The following is a 15,904-nucleotide window of genomic DNA, read 5'->3' as shown; positions in this document are numbered from 1 at the left end:
GTCACGCCTCCGCCATCGTGCGCTGGCGCTCGACCTCGTCGGCCAGGCGCGTCATCCGCTCCGCCACGGTCTCCGCGGTCGGCGCGGCCTGGTATCCAACGATCCGCCCGTCCGCCAGGTACAGCACGGAGTCGGCGAAGGACGCGGCGACCGGGTCGTGGGTCACCATCACCACCGTCTGCCCGAACGCCCGCACCGACTCGCGCAGCAGGCCCAGCACATCGCGGGCGCTCCGGGTGTCGAGCGCGCCGGTCGGCTCGTCGGCGAACAGCACCCGCGGCGCGGTGACCAGCGCCCGCGCGATCGCCACCCGCTGCTGCTGCCCGCCGGACAGCTCCGCGGGCAGGTGGCCGAGCCGGTCGCCGAGGCCCACCCGGTCCAGGACGGCCCGCGCCCGGTCCCTGTCCACCTTGCGGCCGGCGAGCTTCAGGGGGAGCACCGTGTTCTGCATGACCGACAGCGTCGGCAGCAGGTTGAACTGCTGGAAGACGAAGCCGATCCGCTCCCGCCGGAACCTCGTCAGCGCCGCCTCCCCGTCGCCCGTCAACTCCGCGCCGTCGACGAAGACGCGGCCCTCGGTGGGACGGTCCAGACCGGCCGCGCACTGCAGGAGGGTGCTCTTGCCGGACCCGGACGGGCCCATGACCGCGGTGAACGACCCGGTCGGCAGCGACAGCGACACCCCGTCCAGCGCCACCACCCGGTTGCCCTCGGCGCCGTACACCCTGCGCACGTTCTCCAGCCGGAGCGCCTCCCCCGGCGCCTGCCGCGCCGGCTCCGCTCCCCTGCGTCCGAACATCGTCCTCACCTCCGCCCGGCGCCCCGGGCGGGCGCCTCCGGAACACGAAGCTACGGACGCGCGGGGCCGCCGGGGATGGGTCCAGCACGCCGATGGGGGTAGGCAAAACCCCACCATCGCCGGGCCCGGTTTCGCCCGCGGAGCGCCGGGCGGGTTAGAGTCGCCCGAGGTGCGCCGGGAAGTCTGGTCGGCAGGTCCCGTCATCCGCATGCCGTCCAGGGGGTTGAGTGCAGGCCACGGCCGCGATCGTCATCTTCGTCTGCGCGTACGTGCTGATCGCGTCGGAGAAGGTGCCCCGGACGGCGGTGGCGCTCGGCGGCGCGGGCCTGATGCTCCTGCTGCACGTCACCGACGCCGAGGCCGCGTTCTTCTCCCCCGAGTCCGGGATCGACTGGAACGTCGTCTTCCTGCTGCTCGGCATGATGGTCATCGTCTCGGTGCTGCGCCGGACGGGCCTGTTCGAGTACGTGGCGATCTGGGCCGCCAAGCGCGCGCGGGGGCGCCCCTACCGGCTAATGGTGATGCTGATCGTGCTCACCGCGGTGGCGTCCGCGCTGCTGGACAACGTCACCACCGTCCTGCTGATCGCGCCCGTCACCTTCCTCGTCTGCGAGCGGCTCGCGCTGCGCCCCGAGCCGTACCTGATCGCGGAGGTCATGGCGTCCAACATCGGCGGCACCGCGACGCTGGTCGGCGACCCGCCCAACATCATCATCGCCAGCCGGGGCGGCCTGTCGTTCAACGACTTCCTGGTCAACCTGGCGCCGCTGGTCGTCGTGCTGCTGGTCGTGTTCTGCCTGCTGGCCCGGTGGCTGTTCCGCTCGGCGTTCCGCTACGACCCGGACCTCGCCGCCGAGGTCATGGAGCTGGAGGAGCGGGAGGCCATCACCGACCGCCGGCTCCTCGCCCAGGGGCTCGCCGTCCTCGCCGTCGTCATCGCGGCGTTCGTGCTGCACCCCGTCCTGCACTACGAGCCGTCCGTGGTCGCGCTGCTCGGCGCCGGGCTGCTCGTCGCCGCGACCAAGGTGACCACCGAGGAGGCCCTCAGCGAGGTCGAGTGGCCCACGCTGGTGTTCTTCGCCGGCCTCTTCGTGATGGTCGGCGGGCTGGTCGAGACCGGGGTCATCGGAGAGGTCTCCAGGGCCGCGGCGGACGCCACCGACGGCCGCCTCGGCGTCGCCGCGATGCTGCTGCTGTGGGCGTCCGCCGGGCTGTCGGCGATCGTGGACAACATCCCCTACGTCGCGACGATGAGCCCGATCGTCGCCGACCTCGTCCAGCAGCACCCCGGCGCCCAGGGGCACGTGCTGTGGTGGGCCCTCGCCCTCGGCGCCGATCTCGGCGGCAACGCCACCGCCATCGGGGCCAGCGCCAACGTGGTCGTGCTCGGCATCGCCGCCCGCAACGGCACGCCCATCAGCTTCTGGTACTTCACCCGCTACGGCATCATCGTCACCCTCGTGACGATCGCCCTGTCGACCCCCTACCTCTGGCTCCGCTATCTGTGATCGCCGGCTGCCCGCAAACGCCGGCCCGATCCGGGAGGATGGGGGGATGGACGAGGTGCCTGAGGACTGGGAACGCGCGCTCGCGATCGTGGCGCACCCCGACGACCTGGAGTACGGGACGTCGGCGGCGATCGCCAGGTGGACGGGCCAGGGCAAGAGCGTGACGGAGGTACTGGCCACCCGCGGGGAGGCCGGGATCGACTCGATGGACCCCGACGAGGTGCGGCGGATCCGCAGCGCCGAGCAGGTCGAGGCGGCGCGGATCGTCGGCGTGGACACCGTCGAGTTCCTCGACCTGCCGGACGGCATGCTGGAATACGGCCTGCCGCTGCGGCGGACGCTCGCCGCGGCGATCCGGCGGCACCGGCCCGAGGTGGTGCTGTCACTGAACTTCCGCGAGACGTTCCCCGGCGGCGGCTTCAACATGGCCGACCACCGGGTGCTCGGACTCGCGGTCGCGGACGCGATCCGGGACGCGGCGAACCGGTGGGTGTTCCGCGACCTCGGGCTCGAACCGTGGCAGGGCGTCCGGTTCGCGCTGTTCGGCGGGTCGCCGGAGCCCACCCACTACGTGGACGTCACCGGGCACCTGCGGGCCGGCATCGACTCGCTGCTCGCGCACCGCGTGTACTTCGCGGGCCTCGGCGACGGGTTCGACGCCGAGGCGTTCCTCACCGGCATGGCCGAGGAGGGCGGGAAGGCCGCGGGCGTCGAGCACGCGATGGCCTTCGAGATGATCGGGAGCTAGCGGCGGGCGTTGGGCCGCTTGCCCTTGTTGTGCTTGCTCCGCTTGCGGGCCCGGCGCTTGCGCGTCTTCTTCGACATGTCCCGATTGACCGCCCGCAGGGCGGTCCAAGGCAAGCGGTCGGCCGGGCGCAAGCGGCACGAACCCGCCCGGCCGCACGTCCGAAAAGGCGTGCGGCCGGGCGGGCCGGTGCTGGTCCGGTCAGCGGACCTCGGTGATCTCCGGGCCGCGCTCGAACGGGTCGAAGGTCTCCACGGCCTCTTCCTCCCCGTCCTCGCCGGCCTCGCTGAACTCCTTGGGGATCTGCAGCTCCAGGAGCTCGCGGGGCGGCATCGGGGCGTCGCCGCGGTGCACGACCACGCCGCTCAGCACGTCCTCCAGGACCTGCCACTGCTCCTCGTCCTCGATCGCGGCGCCCTGCACCACGGCCTGCAGGAACCAGCGGGGGCCGTCGACGCCGAGGAAGCGGATGATCTGCGGCGCCCAGCCCTGCTCGACGAACTCCGCCGGGATCTGCTCGCGGACCTCCTGCGGCATCTCGGCGAGGACCTCCTCGGTCAGCGCCGCGGGGACCATCGCCAGCAGCTCGGGGCCGAACGGGCCCTCGCCCTCCTGGGTCTGGCCCTGAGCCTCCTCCTGGATGTCCTTGGCGGTCTCACGGCGCACGTCCTCCCAGATGCCGCTGCGCTTCGGCGCGGCGAACACCTGGAGCTGCATGGCGCTCTCCTCGTACTGCACCAGCACGGCGACGGGCCGCCCGTCGAGCGGGTTGCCCTCCTCGTCGACCTGGGTCGCCTCGAAGTTCACCTGGAAGCCCAGCCCCGGCGCGACCGGCACCTGGAGGGATCCGAAGTCCAGCCGCTGCATCTCGGGGAAGGAGTCCTCGGAATCCCACGGGCCGCCCGCGGACTCCGCCTTGGCCGACCCCGCCTCGGCGGGAGCGTCCTCGGCGTTCTCCGCCTGCTCCTCGGTCACCTCGGGACCCTCCGCGGGCTCCTCGGCCTGCCGGCGACGTCCAAAAGCCACGACTCACACTCCTTCTCGACTGTGCTCATTGTCCCCGGATCGCGGGGCCGGGCCGAATCCGCCGGTGGAGCCGAACCCGCCGGTTCCGCGCGCCGATCCGGGAAGCTCGGTGACCTCGTGGAACACCGCGTGCTCGACCCGCTGGACGACCATCTGCGCAATGCGGTCTCCGCGCCGCAGCCTCACCGTGGCGCGGGGGTCGGTGTTCAGCAGGGTCACCTTGATCTCACCCCGATAGCCGGCGTCGACCGTACCGGGTGCGTTGACGATGGTCACCCCCAACCTAGCGCCCAATCCGGAGCGGGGGTGAATGAAAGCGGCGTAGCCGTCCGGCAGCGCGATCGCCATCCCGGTGGGGACGACGGCGCGCTCCCCCGGCGCCAGTTCCACGTCGGCGGCCGCGACCAGATCGGCGCCCGCGTCGCCCGCGTGGGCGTACCGCGGCAGGGGCAGCTCCGGATCCAGCCGCCGGACCAGCACATCGACCTTGCTCACGGGCTCCACCTCACGCGTACCTGCCGGAGAACCACACGACCCTACCCAGGCGGCGGGCGGCGGCCGCGGCCGAAACGCCGCCGCCGCGCGAGTCCGGCAGTTGACCCTACCCGTTCCCGGCCATGACCACTTCCGGAAGGTTTGGCCCCGAAGTGAAGTATCACGCGTAGCGTCACCATTGTTACCCGCGGTGGCTCTTGGGGGACGCGTTTCCCCAGGAAGGGGACGACATGGGCACACGCGAGCGGGCCGTCACCCACCGGTCCCTGGACGGCGTGCGGATCCGGCTCACGGGCGACCACGACCTGCGGCGGCCGTGCACGTCGGTGGCCCGGATCGCCGGCGGCGGACGGCTCCACGAGATCTCCAGCGGCACCCGCGAGGACGCGCTGGCCTGGGCGTCCGACATCGGGGTCGACCGCTTCGAGCAGGAGTTCCGCATCCAGGGCGGGCGGCTGCGGGTCGGCCGGACGGCGACCCGCGACGCCGAGACGGGGCTGAGCGACCCCGTCCTCGCGGCCGTGTGGGAGGGCCGCCGCCACGCCGTGTTCACGCACCTCTACCACGGGCGCCCGGCGGACGCGGTGGCGTTCTTCGACACGGTGCGCCTGACCGAGCACGAGGACGGGATCACCGCCGTGCCGCGCGGCCGGGCACGCCGGCCCGAGCCCGCCGAGATGGTCAAGGAGGTGCCGGGGATCGGCCTGCTGGAGATCACCGCGCTGACCTCGGTGACGCGCAAGCGGCTGCCGCCCTGGCGCGGCGCCTCGGTCGCGGGCGGCGAACTGTTCCGGGACGCCGTGGAGGGGCAGGGCCCCTACTTCCTGCTCGCGCTGCGGTCGCTGCTGGTGACCGTCCTGCCCGAGGAGGACCGAGTGCGGGACGTCCCCCGGCGGCTCGCGGGTCTGGCGGTCGAGGCGATCCGGTGACCGGGCTGCTCGCCGGGATCGCGGCGGTCGCGGTCCCGCTCGTCCTGCTGGCGTCGCTGGCCGGGCAGGTCAGGCGCCCGGCGGCGCTGGCCGCCGCGGTGCGGGCGCACCGGGTGCTCCCCGCCGCCCTCGCCGGGGCGGTCGCGGCGGCCGTGATCGCGGCGGAGGCGCTGATCGGCGCCGCCGGCGCGGCGGCGCTCCTGCTCCGGCTGGACGGCCCGGCGCGCGCGGCCGGCGGGGCGGCTGCCGCCCTGCTGGCCCTGTACGCGGTCTACGGAGCGCACGTGGCCCGCACCCGGCGCGGCGTCCCCTGCGGATGCGGGGGCGCCGGCACGCCGATGACCGGGTGGGTCGCGGGACGCGCCGCCGCGCTCTGCGCGCTCGCCCTCCCCCTCGCCCTGCACGGGCCGCCCGCCGGGCCCACCGCGTACGAGTGGTCGATCGAGGTCGCGGCGGGCCTGGCGTTCGCCGTCCTCCTCTGGACGCTCCCGCACGCGATGACCGTTGAGAACTCGGCCGTGGCGAGCACGGCCGCGGACAGGAGGACGGCCGGATGAGCTTCCAGAACAGCGCGCTCCTGCTGTCGTGGGTGGCGATCCTGCTGCTCGCCCTGGTGGTCGCCGGCCTCGTCCGGCAGGTCCACGCGCTCAGCCCGGGGGCGTCCCGGCCCGCCGCGCTCGGCCCCGCCGCGGGCGCGCCCGCGCCCGCCTTCGACCGGCTCGGGCCCGGCCTGCTGCTCTTCCTGGACCGCGACTGCGGCGTCTGCGCCGACGTCCTCGCCGCCGTCCCGTCCGACCGGCCGCTGCACGCGATCTTCGCCGGGGCGGCGCCCGAGGACGCGTCCCGTCCGGGCGTGACCGTCCTCGCCGGCGAGCAGGACGGCCTGTTCGCCGACTACCGCGTCCCCGCCACCCCGTTCGCCGTGCTGGTCGGCGCGGACGGGCGCGTGCGGGCCGCCGAGCCCGTCGGCTCCTCCGAAGCCCTCCGCGCACTCACCCTGGAGGCCGCACGATGATCGAACTCGAAGACGTCCCGCCGCTGCGCGGCCCGCGCCCGGAAGGGGCGCAGCGCGTCCGGCGGCGCCCGGCGCCCGCGGACGAGCCGCGGTTCCGCCCGGTGCGCCGCAGCGTCCTCACCGGGCTCGCCGCGGCGGGCGCCACCGCCGGGCTGAAGGCCCTCGGCGTGTTCCCGCCCGCGCGGGAGGCGCTCGCCTCGGGCTTCCAGCTGGTCGGCTACTACGACATCTATCCGCGCTGCCCCTCCTACGCGGCCAACCACAACTGCTCCCCGGGCTGCGGGCCCAGCCTGGTGTGCAGCGTGTGCTGCCGGACGAGCGGGAAGTACAAGGGCTTCCACAAGTCGGGCGTGTCGGATCCGGGGCGCTACAAGCTGCGCCCCAACCAGTGCTACGGCGGCGGCTACGACGGCTGGCTCTGGGCCTACGCCAAGAGCTGCGGAAGCTGCAAGAAGGGCGTCACCTGGCGCTGCCACGACGGCTGGAAGAAGTCCAAGAAGGGCAACTGGTACAAGACCATCTGCCGCAAGGCGATGGCGTGCAAGAACTGACCGCGGGGCGGCTGCGGCGAGGCGCGTCCGACCCGCTCCTCCCCGTGGCCGCCCTCGCGCTCCTGGCGGTGTCGGCCGCCGCCCTGGACGCCGCCGTCCTGTGCTGGGGGTCGATCGGCGCGCTCGCCGGGTTCTCCCTGTCGGGGAGCGTTTGAACGCGCAACAGCGAATCCGTGCTGTTCTCGCCAGGTTGGCGGGCCCCCGTACGGCAGGGCGAGGTCCTGGCCGTCTTCACCCTCGGGCTCCTGCTCGGGGGCACGCTCACCGCGGCGGTGGTCTGGCTGCTGTCCGGCCTTTCCGCCCCGCTCCCGGCACCGGCCCGCACCGCCGCGATCCTCGCCCTCGCCGGGCTGGGGGCCGCGCGTGAGGCCGGGCTGGTCCGCGTCCCCCTTCCGCAGAACGCCCGCCAGATCCCCCAGGAGGTCCTGCAAGCGCACCTCCGCCGGGGCGCGCTCCAGTTCGGCTTCGAGCTCGGCACCGGCGTCCGCACCTACGTCCCGGCCACGGCCCCCTACGTCCTGGCCCTGGGCCTGCTTCTCGCCCGCGAGGACCCGCTCACCACCGTCCTGGCCGGCACGTTCTTCGGCGCCGGGCGCGCCCTGAGCGCCCTCCTGACCTACCTGGCCCGCGACGAGCACCGGGACGCCGCGCTGGCCGTCCGGATGCCGGCCGTGAAGACCGCGACGGCGATCGCCTCCCTGGCCGCCCTCGCCCTGCTGCTCCTGTGATCGAGGCCGCCCATGTCGATCAAGTCCCCTCCCGCATGGGAGACTGGGCCCACCTCGCCGTCACTGGAGAGCCGTCGCCCACCGGGAAGGCACCGTTCGTGCTCTGGTCGCTGCTGATCGCCCTGCTGCTGCGGGTGTTCGCCGTGGCCGAGTGGGCGGGGACGGCGCCCGGGCAGTCGGTCCTGGCCACGCTGGGCGCGCTGACCGTGGCGGGGCTCCTGGTGCTCGCGGCGGTGCGGGTCCGCGCGGCCCGGCAGGGGCACGGCGCGGCGCGGGCGCGGCTGCGGACGACCCTGCGCGAGAGGACGCTGCGGACCGCCTTCCTGCCGCAGCGCGATCCGGACGCGGCGGGACGGCCCCGTCCGCGCGCTCCCGGAACGGGGATCGCGGCCGCCTGAGCGCGGCCGGAACGCCATCGATCCCCCTCTTCCGGAAGGTTCTCCCATGTTCGACGTTCCCGTTTCGATCGCCGCCGCCCTCCTGGGCGGGCTGGCGGACGCCCTGGACCCGGTGGCCGGCGGCCTGGCCACCGCGCTGGCGATCGTGCTGTTCACCGCCGGGGTGCGGCTGGCGCTCGTCCCGCTCGCGGTCTCGGCCGCCAGGGGCGAGCGGGCGCGGGCCCGGCTCATGCCGAAGGTCCAGGCTCTGCAGAAGAAGCACGCGAAGAACCCGCAGCGGCTCCAGCGGGAGATGGCCGCGCTGTACGAGGCGGAGGGCGCCACGCCGGTGGCCGGGTGCCTGCCGATGGTCGCGCAGGTCCCGTTCTTCATGGTCATGTACCGGCTGTTCGTGTCGGCGACGGTCGCCGGGCACCAGAACGCGCTGCTCGCGCACACGCTGCTCGCGGCGCCGCTCGGGCAGAACTGGATCGGCGTCCTCGGCGGGGGCCTGCTCTCGCCGCCCTCGCTCGTCTTCCTCGGGCTGTTCGCGCTGCTGGCGGTCGTGGCCGCGGTCACGTCGCGGCGGGTGACCGCCGAGGGGCCGGCCGGCGCCCTCGCGCGGGTGATGCCGTTCGGGACGATCGCCGTGGCGGCGTTCGTGCCCCTCGCGGCGGGGTTGTACCTGCTCACGTCCGGTGCGTGGACGGCCGCCGAGCGCGCCGTCCTGCACCGCCGGGCCACCGCGGCGGTCTGATCGCCCTTGACGGATGTCCGGATGGCTGGGTTCGATGGCAACCGAACGGCGTTCTGACTTTCGAGGGCGGTGTGCGGTGACGACGACGGCGCGGGCGGGCACCCAGGGCGGCCCGCCGGAGGACGACCTGTCGGACCTGGCCTTCTGGTCGCTGCCGCCGGAGCGGCGGCTGGCGGCGTTCGCGCGGCTGCGCGAGCGCGAGCATCCGGCGTTCTTCCCGGAGCTCAAGCTGCCGTTCATCCGGACCGGGCCCGGCTACTACGCGCTCACCCGGCACGCGGACGTGGTGGAGGCCAGCCGGACGCCGGACGTCTTCAGCAGCGAGCCGTGCTCGAACAGCATCGCCGACCTGCCCCGGTACATGGCCCGCTACTTCGGCTCGATGATCAACATGGACGACCCGCGGCACGCCAAGATCCGCCGGATCGTGTCGCGGGCGTTCACCCCGCGCGTCCTCGCCAAGCTGGAGACCGACCTGCAGGCGACCGCGACGCGGATCGTGGACGACCTGGAGCGCAAGGGGTCGGCCGACTTCGTCACCGACGTCGCGGCGCGGCTGCCCGTGCAGGTCATCTGCGACATGATGGGCATCCCCGAGCGGGTCCGCCCGATGGTGTACGACCGGACGAACATCATCCTGGGGCTCGGCGACCCCGAGTACACCGGCGGCAAGGACGTGATCCGGGAGGGCATCACCCGGATCGGCGTCCTGTACGGGCTGCTGATGGCGATGTCCGCGGGGTACGAGCTGAACCACCTGGCGATGAAGCTCGCCCGCAGGCGCCGCCGGCACCCCGGCGACGACCTCGTGTCGCGGCTGGTCTCGGCCAACGTGGACGGGGAGTCGCTGACCGACCAGGAGATCGGCTCGTTCTTCATCCTGCTCGTCGTGGCCGGCAACGAGACGACCCGCAACGCAATGACGCACGGGCTGAAGCTGTTCACCGACAACCCCGAGCAGCGGGCCCTGCTGATGGAGGACTTCGACGCCCGCATCCCCGGCGCGGTCGAGGAGATCGTCCGGATGGCGACGCCGGTCATCCAGTTCCGGCGGACCGTGACCCGCGACCACGAGATGAACGGCCACCGGTACCGGGCGGGCGACAAGGTCCTGCTGTTCTACAACTCCGCGAACCGCGACGCGGAGGTGTTCACGGACCCGGACGTCTTCGACATCACCCGCTCCCCCAACCCGCACGTCGGGTTCGGCGGCCCCGGCCCGCACTTCTGCCTGGGCGCGAACCTGGCCCGGCAGGAGATCACGGTGATGTTCCGGGAGCTGTTCACCCGCGTCCCGAACATCCGGGCGAGCGGCGAGCCGCAGATGCTCTACTCCAACTTCATCAACGGCATCAAGCACCTGCCCTGCACGCTGTGAGCGGCGGGCCCGCGCTCCGAGGGGGCGCCGCGGCTCAGGAAGCCGGGCGTCCGGCGGCCCGCGCCGCCGGCGACACCGCGAGGTAGTCCAGCGCCCGCTGCGTCGAGCACACGCGGGACGGATGGTAGTCGCGCCGCAGGTACGCGCGGCCGGCGGAGATCATGAACCGGTTGCTGGGGAACAGCCCGCGCCGCACCGCCCGCCGGTAGTCGCGGATCCGCGGGCGGACGCCCTTCAGCGTCGGGTCGGCCCGGCACAGGAACACCGCTCCGGCGTACACCATCAGGGGCAGCGCGAGGACGCCGAGGAAGAACGCGATGAACCGCATCCAGTACCGCCCGGCCACATGCTGGTAGACGTCGAACGCGACGGACCGGTGCTCGACCTCCTCGGCGCCGTGCCAGCGCAGCAGGTCCATCATCGTCGGGTCGGCGCCTGCCTCGTCCAGTTCGCGGGCGTCCAGGATCCACTGGCCGAGGACCGCCGTGTAGTGCTCGATGCCCGCGATGACGCCGATCCGGACGAACAGCCAGCGCTTGCGGGGCAGGAACGGGATCCAGCACCGGTCGCCGAGGATCCGCCGGAACACCCACTCGATCCGGGCGGTGAGCGGCCGCGGGTCGAGGCCCTGCTCCAGCATCTGCCGGTCCAGGACGCCCTGGTGGGAGTAGGCGTGCACGGCCTCCTGACCCATGAAGCCCTTGACCTCGCGGTAGAGGCGCTCGTCGTCCTGGACGAGCGGCAGCGCCTCCTTGTAGACGTGCACGAACCACCGCTCGCCGGCGGGCAGCAGCAGATGCAGGACGTTGATGAAGTGGGTGGCGACGGGCTCGCCCGGGATCCAGTGCAGCGGCGTGTCCGCCCAGTCGAACCTCACCCGCCGCGGGGCGATGACGGGGTGCCGCTCGTCGATCTCGCTCATCCCGTCTCCCTCTCCCGCCGCGCCGGGCCGGGCCGCGCCGCGCACCCGGCGCGCACCCAATTAGACTAGTAATCTAATATGTGGACGCGCCGGATCCGCGTCAAGGCCCGGCCGGGGTGATCTACGTCGTGGGGGCGAGCACGACGTCGACGGTGAGCGCGGCGGGTGCGGACTCCAGCGTCAGCTCGGCGATCCGCCCGGCGGCGGCCAGGTCGGGCCGCGCGATGTGCGTCACCTCCGCGCCCCGGACGACCGCGCGGGACACGTCGGCGCGCATCGACGCCCTGGCCTCGGACTTGGCCTTGCGGACCTGCCGGAGCGCCTCGCCGGTGGCCGCGAGGACAGCGGGGTCGCCGCCCGGCGGCAGCTCGGCGGCGGACGGCCACTCGGCCGTGTGCACCGATCCGTGCCGCCACCACGACCAGACCTCCTCGGTCACGAACGGCAGCACGGGCGCGAACAGGCGCAGCAGGACCGACAGCGCCGAGCGCAGCGCGGCCCGCGCCGACAGCGCCTCGGGGCCGTCCCCGTAGGCGCGGGCCTTGACCAGCTCCAGGTAGTCGTCGCAGAACTCCCAGAAGAACCGCTCCGTGCGCTCCAGAGCACGCGCCCAGTCGTAGCCCTCGAACGCCTCGGTCGCCTCGTGGACGACCCCGGCCAGCGCCGCCAGCATCGCCTTGTCCAGCGGCTCGGTGACCACCGCGGCCGGGCCCGCCTCGCCGAGCCCGAGCACGAACTTCGAGGCGTTGAGGATCTTGATGGCGAGGCGGCGGCCGACCTTGATCTGGCCGGTGTCGAACGCGGTGTCGGTGCCGGGGCGCCCGCTCGCCGCCCAGTAGCGGACGGCGTCGGAGCCGTACTCGCGCAGCAGGTCGATCGGCGTGACGACGTTGCCCTTGGACTTCGACATCTTCTTGCGGTCGGGGTCGAGGATCCACCCGGACAGGGTGGTGCCCTTCCACGGCAGCGTGCCCTGCTCCAGGTGCGCGCGGACGACCGTGCAGAACAGCCACGTCCGGATGATGTCGTGCCCCTGCGGCCGCAGGTCGAAGGGGAAGACGCGGCCGAACAGGTCGGTGTCGCGCTCCCAGCCGCCCGCGATCTGCGGGGTGAGCGAGGAGGTCGCCCAGGTGTCCATGATGTCGGGGTCGCCGGTGAAGCCGCCCGGCCTGCCGCGCTGCGCCTCGGTGAAGCCGGGCGGGACGTCGGACGAGGGGTCGACCGGCAGCGCGTCCTCGGCCGGCACGATCGGGTCGGCGTGCACCGGCTCGCCGGCGTCGTCCAGCCGGTACCAGACGGGGATCGGCACGCCGAAGAACCGCTGCCGCGAGATCAGCCAGTCGCCGTTCAGCCCCTCGACCCAGTTCTCGTAGCGGGCCCGCATGTAGCCGGGGTGCCACTCCAGCTCCCGGCCGCGCGCGAGCATCTCCGCGCGGACGCCCTCGTCGCGGCCGCCGTTGCGGATGTACCACTGCCGGGTCGTGACGATCTCGAGCGGCTTGCTGCCCTTCTCGTAGAACTTCACCGGCCGGCTGATCCTGCGGGGCTCGCCGTCCAGGTCGCCGGACTCGCGCAGCAGCTCGACGACGCGCTCCTTGGCCGAGAAGACCGTCCTGCCCGCCAGCTCCGCGTACGGCTCCGCCGCGACGCCCTCCGGCGGATCGGCGGCCAGCCGCCCGTCCCAGCCGATGATCGCGCGGGTCGGCAGGTCAAGCTCGCGCCACCAGGTGACGTCCGTGACGTCGCCGAACGTGCAGATCATCGCGATCCCGGAGCCCTTGTCCGGCTCGGCCAGCCGGTGCGCGACGACCGGGACCTCCACGCCGAACAGCGGCGTGCGCACGGTCGTCCCGAACAGCTCCTGGTACCGCTCGTCGTCGGGGTGCGCGACCAGCGCGACGCAGGCGGGCAGAAGCTCCGGCCGCGTCGTCTCGATGTAGACCGGGCGCTCGTCGCCGTGGAACCGGATCCGGTAGAACGCGCCGGGGTGCTCGCGGTCCTCCAATTCGGCCTGCGCCACGGCGGTGCGGAAGGTGACGTCCCACAGCGTCGGCGCTTCGGAGAGGTACGCCTCGCCGCGCGCCAGGTTGCGCAGGAACGCGCGCTGGGACGCCGTCCGGGCGGCGCGCCCGATGGTCGTGTAGAGCAGGCTCCAGTCGACCGAGAGGCCGACGCGGCGCCACACCTCCTCGAACGCCTTCTCGTCGACCTCGGTGAGGCGCTCGCAGAGCTCGATGAAATTGCGCCGCGAGACCGGCTGCTGGCGCTTGGCGTCGGGCTTGGCCGGAGGCTCGAATCCCGGATCGTAGGGAAGGGACGGTTCGCACCGGACGCCGAAGTGGTTCTGCACGCGGCGCTCGGTCGGCAGGCCGTTATCGTCCCAGCCCATCGGGTAGAAGACCGCCCGACCGCGCATGCGGTGGTACCGGGCGATGGTGTCGGTTTGGGTGTAGGAGAAGACGTGGCCGACGTGGAGGGAGCCGCTCACGGTGGGCGGCGGGGTGTCGATCGAGTACACCTCGCCGCGCGGCCTGGTGCGGTCGAAGCGGTAGACGCCGCCCTCCTCCCAGGCGCGTACCCATGTGTCCTCCAGGCCGTCCAGGGAGGGCTTCGGAGGGACGTTCGGAGTACGCGGCTGCTCTGTCATGAGGCCAATCGTATTGACATCGGCCCGGATCGCATGCCGATTACCGGCGCCGACGCGGCGATCACCTGCACCGCCCGGGGCAGGCGGTTCCGGTAGCGTCGGAGACGACAGGACGAGAGAGGACCAACATGGCGGACAAGGGCGACATCGGCTGGCGGGTGATGGCCGGGGCGGCCGCATTCGCGGGCGGCTTCGTCGCGAAGAAAGTGATCACGCTGGCCTGGAAGAAGAGCACCGGCAAGGAGCCGCCGACCAATCCCGAGTCCCCCGAGGTGGCGCTGTCCGAGGCGATCGGGTGGGCCGTGGTGATGGGGGTCGGCATGGAGGTCGCGCGGCTGCTCGCCACCCGCGCCGCCGCCCACCAGTGGGCCAAGAGCACCGGCCAGAGCCCGTCCCATCTCAAGGCCGAGGTCTGAGACGCCCCGGACGGGGGCCCGGCCCCCGTCCGGCGGGTGAACGCGCCGTGGCCGGTCCCTTCGTCGATGGAAGGGACCGGCCACGGCGCGTTCTCGTCCGGTCGGGTCTTCGCGAAGGGGCTCGCCGGGTGCGGCGAGCCGTTCCCTCGATGCCCGGTCGTGCCGCCTAGGGGGAGGGCGGCGTACCGGGGGTTCAGACGGCGTACCAGGGGTTCGGGCTGGGTGCTAGGGGTTCAGGCGGGGCTGGTCACTGGGGAGCGGGGGCAGGCTGCCGGCGATCTCCCTGAGGTCGCCCCGGACCTTCAGGGCCAGCGCCCTGGTCGCGGAGCGGTTGAGCGCGGCCCCGGCCGCGGCGCCGGTGAGGAGGGGGCCCATGGTGGACAGGCTCCGGCCGAAGACGCGGAGCATCCGCTTGCGCAGCGCGCTCTTGGCGGCCGTGCCGAGAGCGCTGGTCAGGGAACCGCTCTCCAGGGGGTTGACACCGCGCTGCCGCGCCCAGGACGTCACGAACGCCGCGCCGCGCGCGGTCCCGCTGCCCTGGACGCTGACGCCGTAGACCTCGTGCAGCTCGGCGATCATCTTCACCTCGATGGCCGCGACGACGAGCGTCTCGGCGGCGAGCTGGGCCGGCGCCGTCAGCAGCAGCGGCGGGGCTGCGAACTCCACGGCCGCCAGCGCGCCGCCGGCGGCGCCCACGGCGGTGGTGGCGTTGCCGGCCGCCTTGACGATCCGGTCGGCGAGCTCCTCCCCCATCACCCCGTGGTGGTGGGCCTGGAGGGTCTCCAGATCGCGGATCGGGATGTGCGGGGCCGCCGCCACGAGCAGGTCGGCGAGCCACCTGCCGCGCGCGACGCCCGCGGCGCCCACTCTGCGGGCGCTCTGGCCGAGCAGTCCGGCCAGTCGCCCGAGCAGGCGGCCGCGGGTCTCGCGGTCCATGTCCTCGTCGGAGGTGAGCCTGCCGATCAGCTCACCCAGCTCCGTGGAGCCGTCGCCGCGCGCCGGCTCCACCTCGCCGCGACGCGGTTCGTCCTCTCCCGTCACCCGTCCTCTCCCGTCACGCGGCCACTCCCGGTCACCTGGCGGCGACCGCCGGTCAGGCGGCGCATTCGCGGCAGACCGGCTGACCGTTCTTCTCGGTGGCCAGCTGGCTGCGGTGGTGCACCAGGAAGCAGCGCGTGCAGGTGAACTCGTCGGCCTGCCGGGGGACCACCCGGAAGGTGAGCTCCTCGTTCGACAGGTCGGCGCCCGGCAGCTCGGCGACCTCGCCGGCGTCCAGGTCCTCGTCGATGATGCTGGCGGCCTTGTCGGCGCGCCGGGCCTGGAGCTCCTGGAGGCTGTCCTCGCTCAGGTCGTCGTCTGTCTTACGTGGGCTGTCGTAGTCGGTCGCCATCTTCTATCTCCATCCCCCTCAGTGCTTTATGCGCCCCGTCGCGCGGATCTAACGCACGGGGGGCCGTTCTTGTGCCCGATCCGGGCGGGAAATTCTGTCACGTTTGGTGACCTGCGACACACGAGGCGCGACCGTTCCCACGAGTGACTCCCGTCACCCGGCTCATTCCTCGCACTGTGTCTTCGGTCACACACCCGCCGGATGCCACGGCCCTGCAAGGG

The 15,904-nt window shown here is 73.3% G+C and carries 20 protein-coding genes; 12 read left to right on the top strand and 8 right to left on the bottom strand.

From position 1 onward, the window contains the following. Window position 1: 1 nt before the first annotated feature. Window positions 2-799, bottom strand: coding sequence for an ABC transporter ATP-binding protein (locus tag AB0C21_RS21870; RefSeq protein ID WP_500206449.1), 798 nt, complete (start codon window positions 797-799; stop codon window positions 2-4). Window positions 800-1,026: 227 nt separating this feature from the next. Here AB0C21_RS21870 and AB0C21_RS21865 point away from each other — a divergent pair, with 227 nt between their 5' ends. Together AB0C21_RS21865 and AB0C21_RS21860 are read left to right on the top strand one after the other, a co-directional pair. Next, window positions 1,027-2,307: an ArsB/NhaD family transporter gene (locus tag AB0C21_RS21865; RefSeq protein ID WP_500206447.1), complete on the top strand. Its 1,281-nt coding sequence runs from the start codon at window positions 1,027-1,029 to the stop codon at window positions 2,305-2,307. A gap of 88 nt (window positions 2,308-2,395) precedes the next feature. Further along, window positions 2,396-3,055, top strand: coding sequence for a PIG-L deacetylase family protein (locus AB0C21_RS21860; protein WP_500206640.1), 660 nt, complete (start codon window positions 2,396-2,398; stop codon window positions 3,053-3,055). On the opposite strand, the gene AB0C21_RS21855 is transcribed toward AB0C21_RS21860, so the two are convergent. From AB0C21_RS21855 to dut, 3 genes are all read right to left on the bottom strand, one after another. Then, window positions 3,052-3,132, bottom strand: coding sequence for a 50S ribosomal protein bL37 (locus AB0C21_RS21855; protein ID WP_486303772.1), 81 nt, complete (start codon window positions 3,130-3,132; stop codon window positions 3,052-3,054). The genes AB0C21_RS21860 and AB0C21_RS21855 overlap by 4 nt on opposite strands. A gap of 121 nt (window positions 3,133-3,253) precedes the next feature. Next, entirely contained in the window at window positions 3,254-4,078 is an 825-nt protein-coding gene (locus AB0C21_RS21850; protein WP_500206445.1) for a DUF3710 domain-containing protein, read from the bottom strand. A 3-nt stretch (window positions 4,079-4,081) separates the two neighbouring features. Beyond that, window positions 4,082-4,582 (bottom strand): dUTP diphosphatase, encoded by a 501-nt coding sequence (gene dut, locus AB0C21_RS21845; RefSeq protein WP_149262305.1) that lies wholly within the window; start codon window positions 4,580-4,582, stop codon window positions 4,082-4,084. A 221-nt stretch (window positions 4,583-4,803) separates the two neighbouring features. On the opposite strand from dut, the gene AB0C21_RS21840 reads away from it, so the two are divergent. From AB0C21_RS21840 to AB0C21_RS21800, 9 genes are all read left to right on the top strand, one after another. Next, a complete protein-coding gene (locus AB0C21_RS21840) occupies window positions 4,804-5,502 on the top strand; it encodes a hypothetical protein (RefSeq protein WP_353819917.1) in 699 nt (232 codons plus the stop codon). After that, window positions 5,499-6,059 (top strand): MauE/DoxX family redox-associated membrane protein, encoded by a 561-nt coding sequence (locus tag AB0C21_RS21835; protein ID WP_500206442.1) that lies wholly within the window; start codon window positions 5,499-5,501, stop codon window positions 6,057-6,059. The genes AB0C21_RS21840 and AB0C21_RS21835 overlap by 4 nt, the downstream gene beginning before the upstream one ends. Then, window positions 6,056-6,517, top strand: a complete 462-nt coding sequence (locus AB0C21_RS21830) for a hypothetical protein (protein ID WP_500206440.1) — start codon at window positions 6,056-6,058, stop codon at window positions 6,515-6,517. The genes AB0C21_RS21835 and AB0C21_RS21830 overlap by 4 nt, the downstream gene beginning before the upstream one ends. Next, on the top strand, window positions 6,514-7,068 hold the full coding sequence (locus AB0C21_RS21825) for a hypothetical protein (protein WP_149262301.1): 555 nt from the start codon (window positions 6,514-6,516) through the stop codon (window positions 7,066-7,068). Before AB0C21_RS21830 ends, AB0C21_RS21825 begins: the two co-directional genes overlap by 4 nt. Next, entirely contained in the window at window positions 7,056-7,223 is a 168-nt protein-coding gene (locus tag AB0C21_RS21820) for a hypothetical protein (RefSeq protein ID WP_168221296.1), read from the top strand. Before AB0C21_RS21825 ends, AB0C21_RS21820 begins: the two co-directional genes overlap by 13 nt. A gap of 18 nt (window positions 7,224-7,241) precedes the next feature. Beyond that, window positions 7,242-7,796, top strand: coding sequence for a hypothetical protein (locus AB0C21_RS21815; protein WP_500206437.1), 555 nt, complete (start codon window positions 7,242-7,244; stop codon window positions 7,794-7,796). Between the two features lie 35 nt (window positions 7,797-7,831). Next, window positions 7,832-8,194, top strand: a complete 363-nt coding sequence (locus AB0C21_RS21810; RefSeq protein WP_500206435.1) for a DUF6412 domain-containing protein — start codon at window positions 7,832-7,834, stop codon at window positions 8,192-8,194. Window positions 8,195-8,240: 46 nt separating this feature from the next. Continuing rightward, on the top strand, window positions 8,241-8,930 hold the full coding sequence (locus AB0C21_RS21805) for a YidC/Oxa1 family membrane protein insertase (protein ID WP_500206434.1): 690 nt from the start codon (window positions 8,241-8,243) through the stop codon (window positions 8,928-8,930). A 76-nt stretch (window positions 8,931-9,006) separates the two neighbouring features. Beyond that, window positions 9,007-10,308: a cytochrome P450 gene (locus tag AB0C21_RS21800; RefSeq protein ID WP_500206432.1), complete on the top strand. Its 1,302-nt coding sequence runs from the start codon at window positions 9,007-9,009 to the stop codon at window positions 10,306-10,308. 34 nt (window positions 10,309-10,342) lie between these two features. Here AB0C21_RS21800 and AB0C21_RS21795 read toward each other — a convergent pair whose 3' ends face one another. Together AB0C21_RS21795 and valS are read right to left on the bottom strand one after the other, a co-directional pair. Continuing rightward, entirely contained in the window at window positions 10,343-11,230 is an 888-nt protein-coding gene (locus AB0C21_RS21795; protein ID WP_500206430.1) for a metal-dependent hydrolase, read from the bottom strand. A gap of 121 nt (window positions 11,231-11,351) precedes the next feature. Further along, window positions 11,352-13,877, bottom strand: coding sequence for a valine--tRNA ligase (gene valS / locus AB0C21_RS21790; RefSeq protein WP_500206428.1), 2,526 nt, complete (start codon window positions 13,875-13,877; stop codon window positions 11,352-11,354). Window positions 13,878-14,005: 128 nt separating this feature from the next. On the opposite strand from valS, the gene AB0C21_RS21785 reads away from it, so the two are divergent. Further along, complete coding sequence (locus AB0C21_RS21785) at window positions 14,006-14,293, top strand: DUF4235 domain-containing protein (RefSeq protein ID WP_500206427.1); 288 nt, start codon at window positions 14,006-14,008, stop codon at window positions 14,291-14,293. A 225-nt stretch (window positions 14,294-14,518) separates the two neighbouring features. Here AB0C21_RS21785 and AB0C21_RS21780 read toward each other — a convergent pair whose 3' ends face one another. Then, window positions 14,519-15,334 carry a hypothetical protein gene (locus tag AB0C21_RS21780; protein WP_500206425.1) on the bottom strand — a complete coding sequence of 272 codons (816 nt, stop codon included), beginning with the start codon at window positions 15,332-15,334 and terminating at the stop codon, window positions 14,519-14,521. A gap of 52 nt (window positions 15,335-15,386) precedes the next feature. Next, the gene (locus AB0C21_RS21775) at window positions 15,387-15,683 is read right to left on the bottom strand and encodes a DUF4193 domain-containing protein (RefSeq protein ID WP_117404125.1); all 297 of its coding nucleotides are present in this window, start codon (window positions 15,681-15,683) and stop codon (window positions 15,387-15,389) included. Between the last annotated feature and the right edge of the window lie 221 nt (window positions 15,684-15,904).

It is taken from the genome of Spirillospora sp. NPDC049024, from assembly GCF_040649235.1.
Lineage (GTDB): Bacteria > Actinomycetota > Actinomycetes > Streptosporangiales > Streptosporangiaceae > Spirillospora.
This window is presented reverse-complemented; position numbering and strand designations above follow the sequence as displayed.

What these genes read in the sequence shown, in the direction of transcription:
- AB0C21_RS21870 (WP_500206449.1), bottom strand. Translation starts at nt 799, where the DNA reads ATGTTCGGACGCAGGGGAGCGGAGCCGGCGCGGCAGGCGCCGGGGGAG.
- AB0C21_RS21855 (WP_486303772.1), bottom strand. Translation starts at nt 3,132, where the DNA reads ATGTCGAAGAAGACGCGCAAGCGCCGGGCCCGCAAGCGGAGCAAGCAC.
- AB0C21_RS21840 (WP_353819917.1), top strand. Translation starts at nt 4,804, where the DNA reads ATGGGCACACGCGAGCGGGCCGTCACCCACCGGTCCCTGGACGGCGTG.
- AB0C21_RS21830 (WP_500206440.1), top strand. Translation starts at nt 6,056, where the DNA reads ATGAGCTTCCAGAACAGCGCGCTCCTGCTGTCGTGGGTGGCGATCCTG.
- AB0C21_RS21825 (WP_149262301.1), top strand. Translation starts at nt 6,514, where the DNA reads ATGATCGAACTCGAAGACGTCCCGCCGCTGCGCGGCCCGCGCCCGGAA.
- AB0C21_RS21810 (WP_500206435.1), top strand. Translation starts at nt 7,832, where the DNA reads ATGGGAGACTGGGCCCACCTCGCCGTCACTGGAGAGCCGTCGCCCACC.
- AB0C21_RS21805 (WP_500206434.1), top strand. Translation starts at nt 8,241, where the DNA reads ATGTTCGACGTTCCCGTTTCGATCGCCGCCGCCCTCCTGGGCGGGCTG.
- AB0C21_RS21795 (WP_500206430.1), bottom strand. Translation starts at nt 11,230, where the DNA reads ATGAGCGAGATCGACGAGCGGCACCCCGTCATCGCCCCGCGGCGGGTG.
- valS (WP_500206428.1), bottom strand. Translation starts at nt 13,877, where the DNA reads ATGACAGAGCAGCCGCGTACTCCGAACGTCCCTCCGAAGCCCTCCCTG.
- AB0C21_RS21785 (WP_500206427.1), top strand. Translation starts at nt 14,006, where the DNA reads ATGGCGGACAAGGGCGACATCGGCTGGCGGGTGATGGCCGGGGCGGCC.
- AB0C21_RS21775 (WP_117404125.1), bottom strand. Translation starts at nt 15,683, where the DNA reads ATGGCGACCGACTACGACAGCCCACGTAAGACAGACGACGACCTGAGC.